The organism is Halostagnicola sp. A56 (assembly GCF_000691505.1).
GTDB lineage: Archaea > Halobacteriota > Halobacteria > Halobacteriales > Natrialbaceae > Halostagnicola.
In genome coordinates this window covers 43,629-61,688 of the sequence record NZ_JMIP02000016.1, presented here as the reverse complement: position 1 = coordinate 61,688, position 18,060 = coordinate 43,629, and the positions used below count along the sequence as shown (strand labels likewise).

Sequence of the window (18,060 nt, the reverse complement as noted above, 5' to 3'; positions counted from 1 at the left end):
CATAGCTCGAGGAATTCACGCTACTGTACCATAGGTGGTGTGATATAGGCGATGTAATGGATTGTGCAGGCGGTGAACCCACCACCGTGATCACGAGTGCCTGCTATCGATCGAAACGGTAATTCTGTGTTATTGGTAGTACACAGGATTTGCACTGCAGGCGTAATGTTCACGAATAGTGGAGCATCGTTTAACGGACAGTCGAGCGATTATGAGGGAAAATGATGGCGGATTGAATATATGTTGGCCCTAACGTATAAATGCAAAATCTGTGTTTTCCGAGCCAGACAACAATGACAAACGTGCTCGGGGTTTCCGATCCGCAGACTTTTATCGCTTCCAACCATAACTCAAAAATAAAAATATCATCTTTATACGACTTTATCTGACTGAATCAGACATATGGCTATATTTTGGGGTGTCAAAGGACCGGAAGATGTAGTTACCGATGAGAAATGCGGTAGTAAACGAAAGCAGATTTTTCGGCGATCTGAAACAGAAATAGTGGATCTATTATATTTTTCCGGGTAGTGACCTCGGTATCGTGAATCAATATCGAGCCGATACTAATTCAGTATCTACTCAATATCAACTGAAAGAGGATTACATCAATACAATAATATATTTGATTGAAACAGGGTTATTTTCACAAGCCAAGGTATTTATGTGAATGCGCACATTTACCAGTGAAAGTGAGAAATCGTGTGGCGAGTACCTGATTAAATGGGGGTTATGATGGTACCGGGAACGGCCGATACACCCACCAGACAGTGAGACGGTGCGAACAGACGCAACTCGAACTCTGACCGACCTGATCGAAAAATCCAGTGATATATCGTAGACGGCGCAGGCGAACGCCACCCCGTGTGGGCAGCCCAACCCAATCGTTACTGGTCGTCCCCGTCCTCGAGCGGGAGCGATCCGTACTCGTCGACGAACGACGAGCGAAGGGATTGCTTGTCGTACTTCCCAGTGGACGTACGCGGAATGTCACCGGTGAAGGCGAACAGATCCGGCAGCCACCACTTGGGGAACCGCTCGAGCAGGTGCTCGCGAAGTTCGGTTTCGATCACGTCGCCGTTCGTGACGACGTAGGCGACGGGTCGTTCCTGCCAGCGCTCGTGGTCGACGCTGACGACGGTCGCCTCGACGACCGCGTCGTGGGCCATCAGTTCGTTCTCGAGTTCGACAGAAGAGATCCACTCGCCGCCGCTCTTGATGATGTCGTCGACGCGGTCGACGACGTCGAGGTAGCCGTACTCGTCGATCGTCCCGATATCGCCGGTCTTGAACCAGCGTTTGGAAGACGCGTCGTCCGACTCCCCGGCCGCTTCGCTTTCGGAGGCGTCGTCGGTAAAGGACTCTTCGGTCGCGTCGGGTCGGTCGTAGTACTCGTCGATGACCCACGGACTGCGGACCTGAATCTCACCCTTCGACTCGCCGTTGTGGGGAACTGGCTCGCCGTTCTCGTCGCGCAGGCGGAGTTCGACGCCGGGCGTGGGTTGCCCGGGTTTCGTTCGCAGATCGTACTGTTCCTCTTCGGGGAGTTCTCGCATCTCCGTCGTCTCGAGCGTGTTGACGAGATGCGGCGACGCCTCGGTCATCCCGTACCCCTGGATGATCGGCGCGTCGAACTCCTCGTCGAACCGGCGCATGACCGCCGGTGGTGGCGAGCTGCCGCCGGTGAGGATCCGATCGAGCGTGCTGATATCCGCCGCGGGAGTCTCGTCGATGTAGGTCGCCATCTCGGTCCAGATGGTCGGCACGGCCGCGGCGATCGTAACCCCCTCGTCGCGGATCAGCTCCTCGACATCCTCGAGGTCTGTGTGTGAGTTCGGAAGGACGAACGACGAGCCGTGCAACGTGCCGCTGTAGGGGAGACACCAGCCGTTGACGTGGAACATCGGAACGACCGGGAGGATCACGTCCCGTTCACAGATGCCGAAGCTGTCTTTCCCACCGTAGGACATGCTCAGCAAGAAGAGTCCGCGATGGGAGTACGCGGCCCCTTTCGGAAGGCCGGTCGTCCCCGAGGTGTAACAGATTCCACACTCCGTCTCCTCGTCGAGGTCCGGCCAGTTGTACTCGGTGGAGTAGCCCTCGATGAACGACTCGTAGTCCGTTACCGGCTCGAGCGAGGTTTCGGGAACCGTCTCGTCGAGGACGACGTATTTCTCGACCGTCTCGAGGTCGGCCTCGATCGATTCGATGGTATCGACGAACGCCGGGTCGACGAACAGGAGGCGGTCCTCCGCCTCGTTGATTATCTTGATCAGGTGTTCATCGGGCAGCCGATGGTTCGTCATATGAATACTCCGACCGCTGCAGGAGGGGCCGTAGTAGAGCTCGTAGTGGCGATAGTGGTTCGCCGCCATTACGGAGACACGGTCGCCCCGTTCGAGGCCGTACTCGTCGAGCGCGTGTGCGAGCTGGCAGATTCGCTCGTAGGCGTCTGCGTAGGTGTAGCGATGGTAGCTGCCGTCGTCGAGTTTCGTGGCGATCTCTTTGTGGCCGAACTGGTCGACACCTCGTTTGAGCGTCTTCGTAAGTGTCAGGTCGTAATCCATCATGGTTATATATGTAATCTTTATTACTACCGTGGAAAGGGTTTTTGGTTTTGATCAGTTCTTTAGGGAGAGCGCTTTCGAACAGTCAGGAGAGGAGTTCGCGCGCAATGATGTTCTTTTGCACTTCGGTCGTTCCCTCGTAGATCTGGGTAATCTTGGCGTCGCGGTAGAAACGCTCGACATCGAAATCGTCGACGTACCCGGACCCGCCGTGAATCTGGACGGCCTCGTCCGCGACGTCGACCGCGATGCGAGAGCCGTACTCTTTGGCCATCGACGACAGCTGCGTGCTGTCTTCTGCGTCGTTTTCCGCCGCCCAGGCGGCCTTGTACGCGAGGTTGCGCGCCGCTTCGATATCCGTGTACATCTCCGCGAGTTTGTGCTGGATCGCCTGAAACTCGGCGATCGACCGATCGAACTGTTCGCGCTCCTGTGCGTACTCGCGGGCGCGATCGGCCGCGCCCTTCGCGATCCCGACGCCCTGCGCGGCGACGGTGACCCGGGTCTCGTCGAAGAACTGCATCTGCTGGTAGAACCCCTCGCCGCGCTCGCCGACGAGGTTCTCCGCGGGAACGCGGACGTCGTCGAGGATGAGTTCGGCGGTCGGACTCGCGCGGACGCCCATCTTGCCGTCGATTTTGTCCGCGTCGAAGCCATCCCGGTCGGACTCGACGATGATCTGCGAATAGCCGGCGTGCGGGCTCTCGCTCTCCGGATCCGTCTCACAAAGAACAACGAAGTAATCGCCGACGGTCCCGTTGGTGATCCACATCTTGGTGCCGTTTATCACCCACTCGTCGCCGTCTCTCTCCGCTCGCGTCGACGCCGCCGTGACGTCCGACCCGGCCTGGGGCTCCGAGATCGCTGCGCCCATCACCGACTCGCCCTCCGTAATCGGCGGGAGGTACGTCTCTTTCTGGTCCTCGGTACCGAACTCGAGGATCGCCTCGCTCCCGAAGTCCGCGGAGGTGATACAGAGTGCGATTCCGGGATCGATCGCGAACAGTTCCTCGATCATCAGCGCTCGTTCGACCATCGAGTACCCGGTACCGCCGTACTTGAGGGGGAACTGCGGGCCGAGCAGTCCCATCTCGGCGGCTTTGTCCATGATCTCCTGGGGGTACGTCGCCGATCGGTCGTGTTCGCTCGCGACCGGTTCTATTTCGTTCTCGCCGAAGCGCCGGACCTCCTCTACCATCGCCTGTTGTTCTGGCGGAAGTTCGAAGTCCATATCTCGTCCTTGGCGTCATCGCACCTAAGTCTACGGATTGGCGTTCACGAGTCCCAGCTGTGGGTCTACCAACGCGACCGGCCGGGTCCAATCATTTCGGATGGGTTTTCTATCCGCTTCGAACCGATAATTTATCGTATATGAGCCAGCCCACACAAGCTATTTACACAGGTATGATCGTAATTGTGCGTGTCGAGCTAGACGCGGATGAGCTCGATCTCGGCAGTTACGAATCACTATACTGGATGGATGATGTCCGAATTTAGAAGATACAACAGTATATACCTGGTAATAAACCGTCGTGCATCCAGTATGAATGGACAATGGTTCGAGGCCGGTGATGGAGTTTGTCCCAGCACTGCTCACGTCAAACTGGTTCCGCGGCGCAATAATCACCCCAAAGCAGTGCATTTATAATGATTGTGACTCTGCCTCATGGTATGTTACGCCAAGAGGCATGGCGAAGTGATAACGAAACCTGGGAGGAGACCGAGCCCCAGGAAAAACGGATCGACGAGGAATCGTTCACGACGCTGGAACGAATCCCGTTCCTGCGGTTCGCGATCGTGCTGCTCCTCGGCGGCGCGTTCTTCGTCCTCCCGGTGCCGTGGAACAACACAGTAACGGTACCGTTCGATATCGTCGCGACGCTCATCGAAGACGCCGCTTCACAGTACGTGCTCGCTCTCTCGTGGCTCATGGTCGTCGGCGCAGCCGCGATGACGACGATCGCTGAACTGCACAATCGCGATTTCGTCGGTCTCGAGGATGGGACCGTCGAGCGGCTGAACCTCGAGCTCTGGGAGACGAACCTCGTATTCTGGCTGCTCCGGATTATCGGTGCGGCGATCGCGACCGGGTTCTTCTTCGACGTTGGACCAGCAATGATGCTCGCCCCCAACGTTTCGGGCGTCGTGTGGGGAACGCTGATCCTCAGTATCGTGATTATTATCCCGCTGGGATCGATCTTCGTCAACCTGCTGATCGAGTGTGGGGCGTTGGAGTTCATCGGGACCCTCGCGCGTCCGGTAATGAAACCACTGTTCAAGCTTCCGGGACGGTCGGCGCTGGACGCCGCCGCCTCGTGGGCAGGTTCGTTCGCGATCGGATTTTACGTCACCCGGAAGGTCTTCGATCGGGGCGGGTACAACAAGCGGGAAGTCTTCATCATCTGCTCGTGTTTCGGGACTGGGAGCATCGGGACGATCGGCGTCTTCGCTGCAGCCTACGACATGCTGCATATCTTCCCGGTCATCCTGTTCGCGTATCTGATCGCGATCGCCGTGACGGCGGCGATAACGATCCGCATCCCGCCGCTCTCGCGCGTTCCCGCGGAGTACATCTCGGAGCCAACCGTCGAATCGAACCTCACCGGATCCGTGACGGACTACCTCCGACTTGCGGTGAGCGAAGCCGTCGAGGAAGCCAAGGGAACGTCCACGCCGCGAGCGGGCTGGAGGGGACTCGTCGACGGAATCGTCCTCACGGCGACGATCACCGGGACCGTCGTCTCCGTCGGGACGCTCGTGCTCGTCCTCTATCACAACACCGAGCTGTTTCAGATCGTGTCCGCGCCGGTAGAACCCGTCATCGCCGCGTTCGGCATCCCGAACGCGGACGTCGTCGCCTCGGCGGTCATCATCGGCTTCGCCGATATGTACGTCGCGGCGCTGACGGCGGTCGAACTGGCTCCGATGGCGCAGTTCTTCGTGGTCATCATCGTCAGCTCGCAGATCCTCTTTCTCGCGGCGACCGGCCCGATGATGATGGACATGTTCACCGACGTGCCGGTCCGCTTCCGTGATATCGTCGCCGTGTTCACCGTTCGAACGCTCGTCCTCATACCGGTGAGCGCAGCGCTCACGCACGCTGCCAGCTTTCTCGGATTCCTCTGAGAGCGTCGCGTTTTCGAACGCGGACGCGGAATAGCAACCGTGCGGATTTCGTTCAGTCAGGTCCCGTACTGGTACTTGATCGTTATCGTTTCGTTCGTCTCCCGGAGCCTGTTCAGGAGCTCGGTCTGGTAGGACTCGCTTTTGACGCGTTCCGTGGGACAGGCGATCCCGATACTCCCTTTGAGCTGTTCGTCGACGACGATCGGGACACCGATCGTCCCCATTCCCTCGATCTGTTGGTCCCAATCGACCGCGTAGCCGTCCGCGCGAACCGACTCGAGTTTCTCGAGCAGCGTCGCTCGATCCGTGATCGTCTCGCTCGTAATCGAATCGAGGCCGTGTCTGTCGATTATTTCGTCGACTCGGTCTTCCGAAAGCGTAGAGAGGATGGTTTTCCCGGACGCGTGTGAGTACAACGGGATCGTGATGCCGGAGTACAGTCCGAGTTCGATCGCCGTCTCGCCACGTTCTATGTGGAGGAAGACGGCCCTTCCGGCTTCCTCGACGATGAGCGTAACGACCTCACCGGTTTCCGCCGCGAGCTCCTCGAGGGCTGTCTGGGAGGCCTGGTAGATCTGGTTGCGGTGTTTGAGTCGCGACCCCATCGCCAGAAACGCGTGGCTGAGTTCGTATCTCCCATCGGTATTGACGACGTATCCCGTCGATTGCAGCGTCTGTAGGTAGACGTGGGCGGTACTCCGCGGAATGTCCATCTCCTCGGCGATTTCGGTCGGCCCAGCCCCGTCGAGTTCCCACAGGACGTCGATCACGTCGAAAGAGCGTTGAACCGATTTCATGGGGGATGTCGACCCTGACATACCAACGCGTTCTCGGGTATCGCTATTAAATGTTCGACCATTTTGGATGAGATAGCGGCCATCGGACACGCGCCGATCAGCCCGCCGCCCGATCGGTCGTCCACGGAGGGAAAAGATTTACACCCCCTTCAGCAAAGAGAGGGGTATGCCACTCGAGCGATTGTTCGACCCAGCGAGTATCGCAGTTATCGGCGCGTCCGCGACGCCGGGAAAGATCGGCTACGAGGCCATGCGAAACGTCCAGGCGTTCGACGGCGAGGTATTTCCGGTCAACCCGTCGGGCGATGGCGAGGTGTTCGGCCACGAGTTCGTCCCGTCGGTCGACGACATCGAGACGGCACCCGATCTGGCACTGCTCTGTGTCCCCGCGGCGGCGGTCCCCGACATCGTCGAAGAGTGCGGCGAGGCGGGTGTCGGCGGGGCCGTCATCTTCGCCGGCGGCTTCGCCGAAACGGGCGACGACGGCGCGGAGTTACAGGACCGTCTCATCGAGGCCGCAGAAGCCAGCGGCGTCGACCTTCTCGGGCCTAATACGAGCGGGTTTCTGGTCCCGGGGGACGACCTCTACGCGACGTTCACGACCGACCTCGAGACCATTCCGTCCGGGAATCTCGCGATCGTCGCCCAGAGCGGCGGCCTCTCCTACGCGCTGGGCTTTCGGGCACAGAACATCGACGTCGGCGTCTCGGCGATGGTCGGGCTCGGAAACCGGGCCACCACCGGCTTCACCGAAGCGATCGAATACTTCGACGCGGACGAGCAGACGGACACGATCCTCCTGCACGTCGAGGGGACCGCCGACGCGCGGGCGCTACTCGCGACGTGCGAATCGGTCGAGACGCCCGTCGTCGCCTACCACGTCGGCGAACAGGACGTCGGCGACTTCGCCGAGTCACACACCGGCGCGTTGACCGGGGAGTACGAGCTGTATCAGGCGGGGTTCGAACAGTACGGCGTGCCGACGGTTCGATCCTGCGCCGAACTGATCGACGCGGGGACCGCGTTGGCGAACTGTCCCGAACCGGACGGCCCGAACGTCGGCGTCGTCACCGCCCAGGCCGGACCGGGTATCGCGATCACGGATCAGCTGAAGGCCGCCGGCGCGAACCTGCCGTCGCTAACCGCGGAGACCCAGGACGTCGTGGAGGACATTCTCCCCGGCATTACGTTCGCCGAGAATCCCGTCGACACCGGTCGTCCGATGCCGGAGTTCGGCGAGGTTATTGGAGCCGTCGCCCGCGACGAAAACATCGACATCGTTCTCGTCTACGAGCTCTACGAAGCGGCGCTCGGGTACCCCGTCGAGGACCTCGAGTCCGTCGTTGAGGCAGTCGACAAACCCATCGTCTTCGCCAGCGGCGGGCCCGAGAGCATCCTCGACGAGGAACTGCCGAAACTCGAGGCGATCGGCGTCCCGACCTACCGAACGCCGGAGCGGGGGGCCGACGCCGCTGCCGGACTCGTCCAGTACGCGGTCCGGAACGCGCCACCGGAGGCGGCCGGGGCTCAGGTGGAGGTGCGAGCGGATGACTGAGACTTTCGAGGCCGTCGCTGCCGCCGAGCGTTCGACGCTGACCGAATCCGAGGCGAAGGAACTTCTCGCCGATCACGGCCTCTCGGTCCCGGACAGCAGGCTCGTTCGATCACCGGAAGCCGCGGTCGACGCGGCGACGGATATCGGCTACCCGGTCGTCGCGAAGGTCTCCTCGCCGGCCGTCCAGCACAAAAGCGAGTGGGCCGGCGGCCGCGGCGTCGCCGTCGGTCTCGAGTCGCCCGAGGCGGTTCGAGACGCGGCGGCAGCGATTCTCGAGGCTATCGACGAACAGGGGATCGAGGGTTCGGTCCTCGTCGAAGCCGGCGTCGACCTCGAGGCGGGCATCGAAGTCATCGTCGGCGGGACGCGGGATCCCTCGTTCGGCCCCACGGTCCTGCTCGGTCTCGGCGGCGTCGCCGTCGAACTGCTCGAGGACACGACCCATCGTATCGCACCGATTTCACACGCGGAAGCGGTCGAGATGACGTACGAACTCTCGTCCTCGCCGCTTTTCGACGGCTACCGTGGCGGTCCGACGGTCGACCGGGACGCGATCGCCGAAACCATCCAGACCGTCAGCGAACTGCTGGCGGCAAACGAGGACATCGCCGACGTCGAGATCAATCCGCTGCTCGCCCGCGAAGACGCCGCGATCGCGCTCGACGCGCTGATAACGCGGACTGACGGGGACTGAAATCAGCGGATCCGGAGAATTGCGTTTCCAGTTCCGATCGATTGTACTACCGCCGCGTTCGACACAGACAGCGAGTGACGCCAGAGAGCGAGCACCGCCGGCGTACGTTTCTTCCAAAGATATATGTATGGATCTCCCCCAGTTACGGATGATGACGCAGGACCTAGTGCAACGAGTGGCAGTGCTTGGCGCTGGCAGTATGGGCCACGGCATCGCCGAGGTTGCAGCGCTCGGCGGCTACGACGTGATGCTTCGTGACATCGAAGACGAGTTCGTCCAGGACGGCTACGAGAACATCGAGTGGAGCGTCGAAAAGCTCGCGGAGAAGGGCCAGATCGACGAATCCAGCGAGGCAGTCCTCGAGCGGATCGGAACGACGACCGATCTCGAGGCCGCCGTCTCCGATGCCGACCTCGTGATCGAGGCCGTCCCCGAACAGATCGAGATCAAGGAGGACACGTTCTCCTCGGTCGACGAACACGCGCCCGAGCACGCCATTCTGGCGTCGAACACCTCGAGTCTCTCGATTTCGGCTATCGCCTCGGCGACCGACCGCCCCAAGCAGGTCGTCGGACTGCACTTTTTCAACCCGCCGGTGAAGATGGACCTCGTCGAGGTCACGTACGGCGAGGCGACGAGCGACGAGACGGCAAAAATCGCCCACGAGTGGGCTGAATCGGTCGACAAGCGACCGATCTACGTGCGCAAGGATGTCCACGGCTTCGTCGTCAACACCGTCCTCGTCCCGTACATGGAAGAGGCAGCCTGGATGCTCTCGAACGACGAGACGACAGTTCAGGAAGCCGATGCGACGATGGTCTACGAGCGAGGCTATCCGATGGGGCCGTTCGAACTCAACGACTTCGGCGGCATCGACATCGCGTATCACTACCGCGACTCCTCCGACGATCCGATCCCGCCGGTCATCGAACGGAAAGTCGAGAACGAGAACCTCGGCAAGAAAACCGGCAGCGGCTTCTACGAGTACGAAGAGAGCGAGGGCGTCGACTACACGCCCGAGGACATCGCCGAGTTCGACACGCTTCGCACTGAGGCGGTCATGATCAACAAGGCCGCGTGGCTCATCGGCAACGACGTGGCGACGCCCGAAGCGATCGACATCGGCCTCCGCCTCGGCGGAAACTTCCCCGAGGGAATGTGCCGGCGCGGCGATCGTATCGGCCTCGACGCAGTCCTCGAGAAACTCGAGGAACTACACGCGGAGTACGGTGCCGATCGCTACGAGCCGGCAGAGTACCTCGTCGAACTCGTCGAGGACGGCTTCACCGGCGAGGACGCCGGCAAGGGCTTCTACGACTACCGCGTCGACCCGCCGTATCACTACCTCGACTGGGAACTCACCGACGAGGGCGTCCTCGACGTGACGATCGATCGCCGCGAGAAGCTGAACTCGATGTCCGAGGACGTATTTATGGAGATCGATCGGCTCCTGACCGATATCGACGTCGACGACGTCTCCTGTGTCGTTTTCGAGGGCGCCGGCGAGAAGGCGTTCAGTTCGGGAGCGGACATCACCGGCTTCACCGCCGGCGAGCCGACAGACATCATGGATCCCGACGAAGTGTTCCAGACGGTCTACGAGTTCGAGCGGCCGACGGTCGCGAAGATCGACGGGTACTGTCTCGGCGCGGGCATCGAACTCGCGCTGGCCTGTGACATCCGCGTGGCGACGACGGACTCCACCCTCGGCACGCCCGAGACGAACCTCGGCCTGATCCCCGGCGGCGGCGCGACCCAGCGACTCGTCAGACTCGTCGGCGAGAACCGAGCGAAGGAGATGGTCTTCCGCGGTCTCCAGTTCGACGCCGAACGAGCCGAGGAGTGGGGGATTCTAAACCACGCCGTCCCGAAAGACGAATTTCAAGAGCTCGTCGATGACATCGTCTCGGATCTCGTCTCCGGCCCGCCGGTCGCGCTCAAGGCGGCGAAGCAGGTCATCAACGACGGACAGGAGGCCAGCCTCGAGGCGGCGCTCGCGATGGAAAAACAGTCGTTCGCCCTGCTGACGACCACCGACGACATGTACGAGGGCGTCACGGCGTTCAGACGGAATCGAGCGCCGGAGTTTACGGGTGAGTGAGATGACCCGCAACGTCGCAATCGTCGGCGGCGGCACCTCGGACTGGGGCGACCGCGACGCGAGCTGGAAGGACCTCGCCCAGGAGGGCGGGAAGGCGACCTTCGACGCCGTCCCTGATATCGGCCCCGAAGACATCGAGGGGCTGTTCGTCGGTGCGGTCCAGCCCGAGCGATTCGCCAATCAGACACACGTCGCGCCGATGGTCGCCGAGTTACTCGGCATCGACGTGACGGAGATGATCGCCCGGACCGAGCTTGCTTGTGCGAGCGGGCAGGCCGCGCTTCGCTACGCCTGGCTCGCGATCGCGGCCGGCCAGTTAGACACCGCGCTCGTCCTCGGTGTCGAGAAGATGAACCTCGGCCGCGAACACATGCCCGAAGTGCAGTCGTCAATGGCGAACGTGCTCGACCGGGAGTTCGACGGCGTCAACGGCCTCGCCGCGCCGCCGTTTTTCGCCTGGTACGCCCAGCGACACATGCACGAGTACGGCACGACCCGCGAGCAGCTCTCGAAAGTCGCGGCCAAGAACAAGACCAACGCCTCCCGCACCGACTTCGCGCAGTTCCAGTCGACGGTTGAGGAAGACGAGATAACCGAGTCTCCCGAGATCGCGCCGCCGCTGCACCTCTACGACTGCAGCGGCATCACGGACGGTGCAACGGGCGTGATCGTGATGAGCGAGGAGAAAGCCCGCGAAGTCACCGATACCCCAGCCTGGATCACCGGCAGCGGCCAGTCCTCGATGGCAGGCAACTCCATCAACAACCTCCCGTCGTTCGACGGCTGGCCCCAGGCTCGCGAGGCCTCTCAAAACGCCTACGAGCAGGCGGGAATCGAAGACCCGCTCTCGGAGATTGACGTGGCCGAAGTCCACGACTGCTTCTCGATCAGCGAGATCATTGAGTACGAGGAACTCGGCTTCTGCGAGCGCGGCGAGGGCGGCCAGTTCATCGAGGACGGCCGGAGCCACCTCGACGGCGACGTGGCGGTCAACCCGCGCGGCGGCCTGCTGGGCTGTGGCCACCCGCTCGGTGCGACCGGCGTCTCCCAGGCCCTCGAAATCACCCAGCAGTTCCAGGGAACCGTCTCGAGCGACCGGCAGGTCGAGGACGCCACGACCGGGCTCATCCACAACTTGAGCGGCAGTGCGTCAGTTCACAGCGTCATGACGCTGGGACGTGATCCACAATGACAGACCAGCAAGACACCACCGATTCGACCGATCCGGGAAGGTCGAGCGACGCCAACGGATCGGTCCCCAGAGAGACCGTATCGATCCCCTCGGAGATCGAGCTTCCCGATCTGCTCGATTTCTACGAGCGACAGACGCCGGAGCACACGCAGATCGCCGAGTTCTACGAGAACCTCGACGACGGCAGGCTCACGACGACACGGTGTACCGACTGTGGTGAGATCCACTTCCCGCCGCGAATCGTCTGTCCGGAGTGTATGGCCGACGACCTCGAGTACGTCGACTTGCCCCACAAGGGCGAACTGTTCGCGTTCAGCGAATCGCGCGGCGGCACGCCGCTTGGCTACCACGACACGTCGCCGTTCGTCGTCGCCGTCGTCGACCTGGGCGAGATCAAGCTCTCGGCGCGGATCGACGACGCCCGGTACGACGACCTCGAGATCGGCGATCCGGTCTCGCTAAAGATCGTCGACATCGAGGGAGGGAGTGCGTCAGAACGGGTCTTTTATCGGTTCGTCCCGAAAGGTGACACACAATGAAAGACTACGAACTCACGCTGCAGGTCATGCTCGATCGTGCGGTCTCCCAGTTCGGCCACAAGGAGATCGTCTCGGAAGAAGCGGACGGAACGACACACCGGTACACGTACAACGAGGCAGCGGATCGAATGGCCCAGCTCGCGAACGCCCTCGACGAACTCGGCCTCGAGATGGGCAGCAGGGCGTCGGTGATGGCGATCAACCACCACCGCCACTACGAGCTCTACTTCGGGCTGTCCTGTAGCGGCCGGAGCATCCACATGACGAACCACATGCTCCCCGACGAGCACATCGTCGAGATCGTCAACGAGGCCGAAGACGAGGTCGTCTTCGTCGATCCGGCGTTCGTCGAGACCGTCGAGAACGTCGCCGACCAGTTCGAGACCGTCGAACACTACGTCGTCCTCGACGACGAGGTGCCCGAGACGGACCTCGAGCCAGTCCAGTCCTACGAGGACCTCCTCGACGGCCACGAGACCGACTACGAGTGGCCGGACATCGACGAGGAGCGAGAGGCGGGTATCTGTTATACCTCCGGAACGACCGGACTCCCGAAGGGCGTGGCCTACACCCACCGAAACATCTACCTGCACACGCTGACCCACAGCCACATCGACGTCTTCAAAATCAGCGAGAACGACGCCGTTATGCCCGTCGTGCCGATGTACCACGTCAACGGCTGGGGACTGCCCTACACCGCGACGTTCTGTGGCTCGAAGCTCGTGTTGCCGGGGCCGAAGACCGATTCCGAGCAGATCGCCGAACTGATCGATCGGGAGGGCGTCACCATCACCGCCGCCGTCCCGACGGTCTGGCGCGAGATGGCCAGTTTCTACGACGAGCGCGAGGACATCGAACTCGAGAGCTTAGATCGGGTCCTGACCGGCGGCAGTTCGCCCCCAGAGTGGCTCATGGAGAAATTCGACAAGGAGATCGGTGCGCCGATCTACCAGGGTTACGGGATGACCGAGGCCGCGCCGAACCTCGTGAACACCATGACCACCACCGAAGTCAAAGAGGAGTTAGACGAGAGCGGCCAGTATCAACAGCAGATGAAGCCTGGCCTCCCCGCCCCCGGCGTGCAGATCCGCCTGCGTGATCAGAACGGCGAAGAAGTCCCCCACGACGGGGAATCCTCCGGCGAGATCCAGGCCCGCGCGCCGTGGCTCATCGACGAGTACTACGAGCGCCCGGCGGCCACGGCCGAGTCGTTCACCGACGACGTCCCCGAGAGCGAAGCGAACGGGGAGTCGGAAGACGCGTCTTCCAAACGGTGGTTCAAGACCGGCGACATCGGCACCATCGACGAGTACGGTTACATCGAGGTCGTCGACCGACTCGACGACATCATCAAGAGCGGCGGCGAGTGGATCTCCTCGATCGAACTCGAGAACGAACTGATGGCCCACGATGCGGTCGAGGAGGCGACGGTCATCAGCGTCGAACACGAGAAGTGGGACGAACGACCGGTCGCCTACGTCGTCGCATCCGCGGACGACGTGACCGGCGACGAACTCCGGGCGCACCTCCGCGAGCGCTATCCCAAGTGGTGGATGCCCGATAAGATCGTCTTCGTCGAGGAGATCCCGAAGACGACGACCGGGAAGTTCAACAAGAAGGTCCTGCGCGAGGACTTCGACGAGGAGTACGACGGACTGCCGCTCGAGGAATAAGCGCTGTCGTCCACTCGAGGATGATCGCTTTCTGGCACTCGAAGAAGAATCGACGGGTTACAGTTCCGACTCGAGCTCGGCGACCTCGTCTCTGACTTCGCGGACCTTCGCGGCCTGCTGATCGTTCGTTTCCGCGAGGGTTTCGATTTCGGCGGCGACGGCTTCGATCTGCTCGAGGGAGTTACCGAGCATCGTCGTGACCTCCTGTGCGGTCGCGGCCTGATCGTCGGTCGCGTCGGCGATCTGATCGATCCCGGTCGTCGCCTCGCCGACCGCAGATTGGATCTCGGACTGTTTGTCGTCGACCGTCCGGGCGCGTTCGATGGCGTCGTCGACGCGCTCGATGGTCGTCTCGACGTTGTCGATCGTTTCCGTGGTGTTCTGGGTAACGTCGTCGACGATATCTTCGATCGTTCCGACCTCGCCTTTCGACTGGTCGGCGAGCGCTTTGACCTCGTCGGCGACGACCGCGAAGCCCGCTGCACCAGAATCGACCTGCGCGGCCTGGATGTTGGCGTTGACCGCGAGCAGGTTGGTCTCGTCGGCGATCTGATCGATCACGTCGACCACTTTGTCGATCTCTTGCATCCGCTGTTCTAGGTTCTGGGTCGTCGCAGAGAGCGTGTCCGTCGCGTCGCGAACGTCGTCGATGATCGAGACGATATCGGCGGTCGCGTCCTTCGATTCGTCGGCGAGTTCGGCGGCGGTCTGACTCTGGCTGCTGACCTCCTCGGCGCTGGCTGAAATCTCCTCGACGGTCGCCGACAGCGACTCCATCTCGTTTCGCACCTGCGCGAGGTTCTCGACCTGCGTCGCGGCCAGCGCGTCGACGTCGTCGGTCGTCTCCGCGTTCGTCTCTGCGGCGCTGAGTAGTTCGTCGACCGCGCCGTCGACGATGTCGCTGATGGCCGTCTGTACCTCCTCGAGTTCGTTGCGCTGTTCGACCAGTTCCGTCACGATCGTGATGTACTCGAAGGCACCGATCGACTCGCCGTCGGGCGTTCGAAGCGGGACGCCGGCCGTGCGGATGTGCCACTGATCGTCCGGCGGGCCGCCGGATCGGATCTCCGACTCCTGAATCGCCTCGCCCGTTCTTGCGATCTCTTCGGCCAGCGTTTCCTCGACGCCCTCGGTGCCGATCACTTCGAGCGCCTGTTCGCCGAGCGCGTCGCCATCGGAAACGCCGGTTAGCTCCGCGCTCTCGTCGTTCCAGTGGGTGATAGCACCGTCGTCGTTGACGACGAGAATCGGTTCCGGGAACTCCTCGACCAGCCCTTCGAAGAGCGTTCGCCAGAAATCGCGTTCCGCCCGCACGGCTTCGATCGATTCTTCGCCCGCGTCGTCGGGCGACTCGAGGCGGTCCGGGAGCAAGAGACGTCTGCCAGTCATTCGCGAACTTGTTCACAGAGGGTGGAAATATAGCTACTGGCCGGGCGGACGAAACGCGGGTCCGGCAACGAGTCGCCGAAAGCGGGCGGTCGAGGACGTAACGCAGCGCCCGCGGGATCGAGTCGAGAAACGTTGCTGCGTGGGCTCGAGCGTCGAACGGAGCTCGAAACGAAAAGAGCCGCGTCAGGTCGGCAGTTCCCGGCCGTAGAAGCCGGTCGGCTTGTAGAGCAACACGAGGATGATCAGAATCAGCGCCGTCATACCGCTCAGCCGCGGCGAGATGGCGGACGTGGTGAACACCTCGAGAAAGCCGATGACGTACGCAGCGATGAGGCTTCCCCGAATTGAGCCGATGCCACCGAGGATGACGATCGCGAACGCGAGCGTCAGCGGCGTCATCCCCATGTCGTAGGAGGCGGCGCGGAAGGTGCCGTAGAGAACGCCGGCCGAACCCGCGAAGACGCCCGCGAGCGCCCAGACCAGGAGCGTGATCCTGTCGGTGTCGATACCCACCAGCGCCGCGCCTTTCTCGTTCATCCCCGTCGCGATGATCGCCTGTCCGTGCTTCGTGTGGTTGATGAAGACGAACAGGCCGATGATGAACAGCCACGAGACGGCGAAGATCAGCAGGTTGTTGTAAAGAAAGGAGACGCCCCCGATGGACGTGGCGCCGTCGAGCATGGATGGGACCGATCGCGGATTGGTGCCGACCGCCGCCCGGAAGGAGTACTCGATGACCAGCCAGGACAGCAGCGTGATGATCAGGACGTTGACCGGGTCCTCCGTGTGTTTGACCAGTAAACTATGCAGGACGACGTGAAAGAGCGCACCGGTGACGGTGGCCGCGAGCAGCCCGATCCAGACGCCGTATCCCATTCCGGAGACGTACCAGGCGGTGAACGCACCGATCGTAATGGTTCCGCCGTGGGCGAGGTTCGCCTGTCCCGCGACGCCGAACACCAGCGTGAACCCGATCGCGATGAGCGCGTACAGCGAACCGAGGATGAGCGTGTTCGCTGCGATACCGACGATGTCGACCATGCGTCAGAACCACTCAGGCTCCTGGTAGTCCGAGGTCGCCAGGTCTTCGGGGTAAATGACTTCCTGTACACCGTCTCCGTCGTCGTTGACCTGCCACTGGAAGTTGACTCGACGGAGGCGATCCTCGCCGAACTTCGCGTCGTGTGGGAACTGGGAGTCCTCGCCGTTGAACTCGATCGTTCCGCGCGTTCCCTCGTAGGTGTGGTCGGCGAGCGCCGGAACGATCGTCTCGGAATCGGTCGTCTCCTCTTGGGCGACGACTTCGGCCCACATCTTGATTCCGTCGTAGGTGGCGTACGAGAAGGCGTCGTTCGGGTAGACGCCGTACTCGTCGTAGTAGTTCTGCGCGAATGTCGTCGTCTGATCGGAGAGTTCAGCCTTGTGAACGCCGGGCGTGTTACTCATCGCGAACTCGGTCGCGCCGTCGAACGCTTCGTGTGCGCCCGGATCGTTGATCTGCGAGATCAGGCCCGCGATGGCGAAGTCCCGTTCCTCGTCGCGCCACTGGATCTGTGCGGGACCGGCGGTGTGAGCCATACTCATCAAGACCGCATCGACGCCTTCGGACTCGAGGCTGTCGAAAAGCGGCGTGAAGTTGTCGGTGTTGCCGGGGTAGCGCTCGTTGTACGGAACGTCGATACCCTGTTCCTCGAGCAGTCCAGGGAGGTCGTTCGAGAACGGCTGGGTCCACTCGAACTCCTCGTTGAGCACGCCGATCGTATCCCACCCTTGTGCTTCGTGCATGTAACCGGCGAACTCCGCGACCGACTCCACCCAGATGTCCGCGTTCCCGTAGGGGCGAAAGTGGTACTTGTACTGGTCGTAGTCCTCTGCGAGGAACCGCGAGATCTCCGGCGACGTGTTTCCGCCGCTGATGTGGACGACCTCGTGCTGGGCGATGTTGTCCATGAGATCGATCATGATCTCGGTCTGGAACACGCCCGCCGTCATGTCGACACCGTCCTCGACAACGAACTCGAGATAGCGATCCTCCGCCGTCGTCGTGTCGCCCTGCGAGTTCGCGACCTGAAGTTCGATATCCTCGCCGAGCAACCCGCCGTCGTCGTTGAGTTCGTCGACCGCCATCTGAGCCGCCTGTTCCTGTGCGGTTCCTTGCGGGGCGCTTCCCGGTTCGAACGCGATCAATCCGATCTGGACGCCGCTTCCGCCGCCGCTGCCGTCTGTCCCACCGAGACAGCCGGCGACGCCGACGCTCGCTCCTGCACCGATCATTCCGACAAACTGCCGTCTGTCGATACCCTGGGTTGCGTTATCACGCATAATTGCTGAGATACGCACCATCCTAAATAAGTGTGTTGGTAACATACCACCGATGGACGATACCGAATCGATGGCAAGATATAAGTATCATGTTGAGACTTCTCT

13 protein-coding genes are annotated in these 18,060 nt (G+C 61.7%); 7 read left to right on the top strand and 6 right to left on the bottom strand.

Translation table 11 applies throughout. The annotated features are described in order from the left end of the window. Positions 1 to 887: 887 nt before the first annotated feature. Positions 888 to 2,567, bottom strand: coding sequence for a long-chain fatty acid--CoA ligase (locus tag EL22_RS07160; protein WP_197075866.1), 1,680 nt, complete (start codon positions 2,565 to 2,567; stop codon positions 888 to 890). Between the two features lie 85 nt (positions 2,568 to 2,652). Further along, positions 2,653 to 3,798 (bottom strand): acyl-CoA dehydrogenase family protein, encoded by a 1,146-nt coding sequence (locus tag EL22_RS07155; protein ID WP_050050855.1) that lies wholly within the window; start codon positions 3,796 to 3,798, stop codon positions 2,653 to 2,655. Between the two features lie 440 nt (positions 3,799 to 4,238). On the opposite strand from EL22_RS07155, the gene EL22_RS07150 reads away from it, so the two are divergent. Then, positions 4,239 to 5,693, top strand: a complete 1,455-nt coding sequence (locus tag EL22_RS07150; RefSeq protein WP_050050854.1) for a YjiH family protein — start codon at positions 4,239 to 4,241, stop codon at positions 5,691 to 5,693. Between the two features lie 56 nt (positions 5,694 to 5,749). Here EL22_RS07150 and EL22_RS07145 read toward each other — a convergent pair whose 3' ends face one another. Next, entirely contained in the window at positions 5,750 to 6,511 is a 762-nt protein-coding gene (locus EL22_RS07145; RefSeq protein WP_050050853.1) for an IclR family transcriptional regulator, read from the bottom strand. 145 nt (positions 6,512 to 6,656) lie between these two features. Between EL22_RS07145 and EL22_RS07140 the strand changes: the two genes are divergently transcribed. From EL22_RS07140 to EL22_RS07115, 6 genes are all read left to right on the top strand, one after another. Next, positions 6,657 to 8,045 carry an acetate--CoA ligase family protein gene (locus tag EL22_RS07140; RefSeq protein WP_050050852.1) on the top strand — a complete coding sequence of 463 codons (1,389 nt, stop codon included), beginning with the start codon at positions 6,657 to 6,659 and terminating at the stop codon, positions 8,043 to 8,045. Next, positions 8,038 to 8,739 (top strand): acetate--CoA ligase family protein, encoded by a 702-nt coding sequence (locus EL22_RS07135; RefSeq protein ID WP_050050851.1) that lies wholly within the window; start codon positions 8,038 to 8,040, stop codon positions 8,737 to 8,739. The genes EL22_RS07140 and EL22_RS07135 overlap by 8 nt, the downstream gene beginning before the upstream one ends. A gap of 151 nt (positions 8,740 to 8,890) precedes the next feature. Next, positions 8,891 to 10,840 carry a 3-hydroxyacyl-CoA dehydrogenase/enoyl-CoA hydratase family protein gene (locus EL22_RS07130; protein ID WP_050050860.1) on the top strand — a complete coding sequence of 650 codons (1,950 nt, stop codon included), beginning with the start codon at positions 8,891 to 8,893 and terminating at the stop codon, positions 10,838 to 10,840. Between the two features lies 1 nt (position 10,841). Continuing rightward, positions 10,842 to 12,032: a 3-ketoacyl-CoA thiolase gene (locus EL22_RS07125; protein ID WP_050050850.1), complete on the top strand. Its 1,191-nt coding sequence runs from the start codon at positions 10,842 to 10,844 to the stop codon at positions 12,030 to 12,032. Continuing rightward, positions 12,029 to 12,571 (top strand): Zn-ribbon domain-containing OB-fold protein, encoded by a 543-nt coding sequence (locus EL22_RS07120; RefSeq protein ID WP_050050849.1) that lies wholly within the window; start codon positions 12,029 to 12,031, stop codon positions 12,569 to 12,571. Before EL22_RS07125 ends, EL22_RS07120 begins: the two co-directional genes overlap by 4 nt. Then, positions 12,568 to 14,244 (top strand): long-chain fatty acid--CoA ligase, encoded by a 1,677-nt coding sequence (locus EL22_RS07115; RefSeq protein ID WP_050050848.1) that lies wholly within the window; start codon positions 12,568 to 12,570, stop codon positions 14,242 to 14,244. Before EL22_RS07120 ends, EL22_RS07115 begins: the two co-directional genes overlap by 4 nt. 57 nt (positions 14,245 to 14,301) lie before the next feature. Here EL22_RS07115 and EL22_RS07110 read toward each other — a convergent pair whose 3' ends face one another. The 3 genes from EL22_RS07110 to EL22_RS07100 all read right to left on the bottom strand — a co-directional run bounded on the left by EL22_RS07110 (position 14,302) and on the right by EL22_RS07100 (position 17,955). Further along, entirely contained in the window at positions 14,302 to 15,633 is a 1,332-nt protein-coding gene (locus EL22_RS07110; RefSeq protein WP_082146705.1) for a methyl-accepting chemotaxis protein, read from the bottom strand. Positions 15,634 to 15,816: 183 nt separating this feature from the next. Beyond that, the gene (locus EL22_RS07105; RefSeq protein ID WP_050050847.1) at positions 15,817 to 16,674 is read right to left on the bottom strand and encodes a branched-chain amino acid ABC transporter permease; all 858 of its coding nucleotides are present in this window, start codon (positions 16,672 to 16,674) and stop codon (positions 15,817 to 15,819) included. A gap of 3 nt (positions 16,675 to 16,677) precedes the next feature. Continuing rightward, positions 16,678 to 17,955, bottom strand: a complete 1,278-nt coding sequence (locus EL22_RS07100; RefSeq protein ID WP_197075865.1) for an ABC transporter substrate-binding protein — start codon at positions 17,953 to 17,955, stop codon at positions 16,678 to 16,680. Positions 17,956 to 18,060 lie beyond the last annotated feature (105 nt).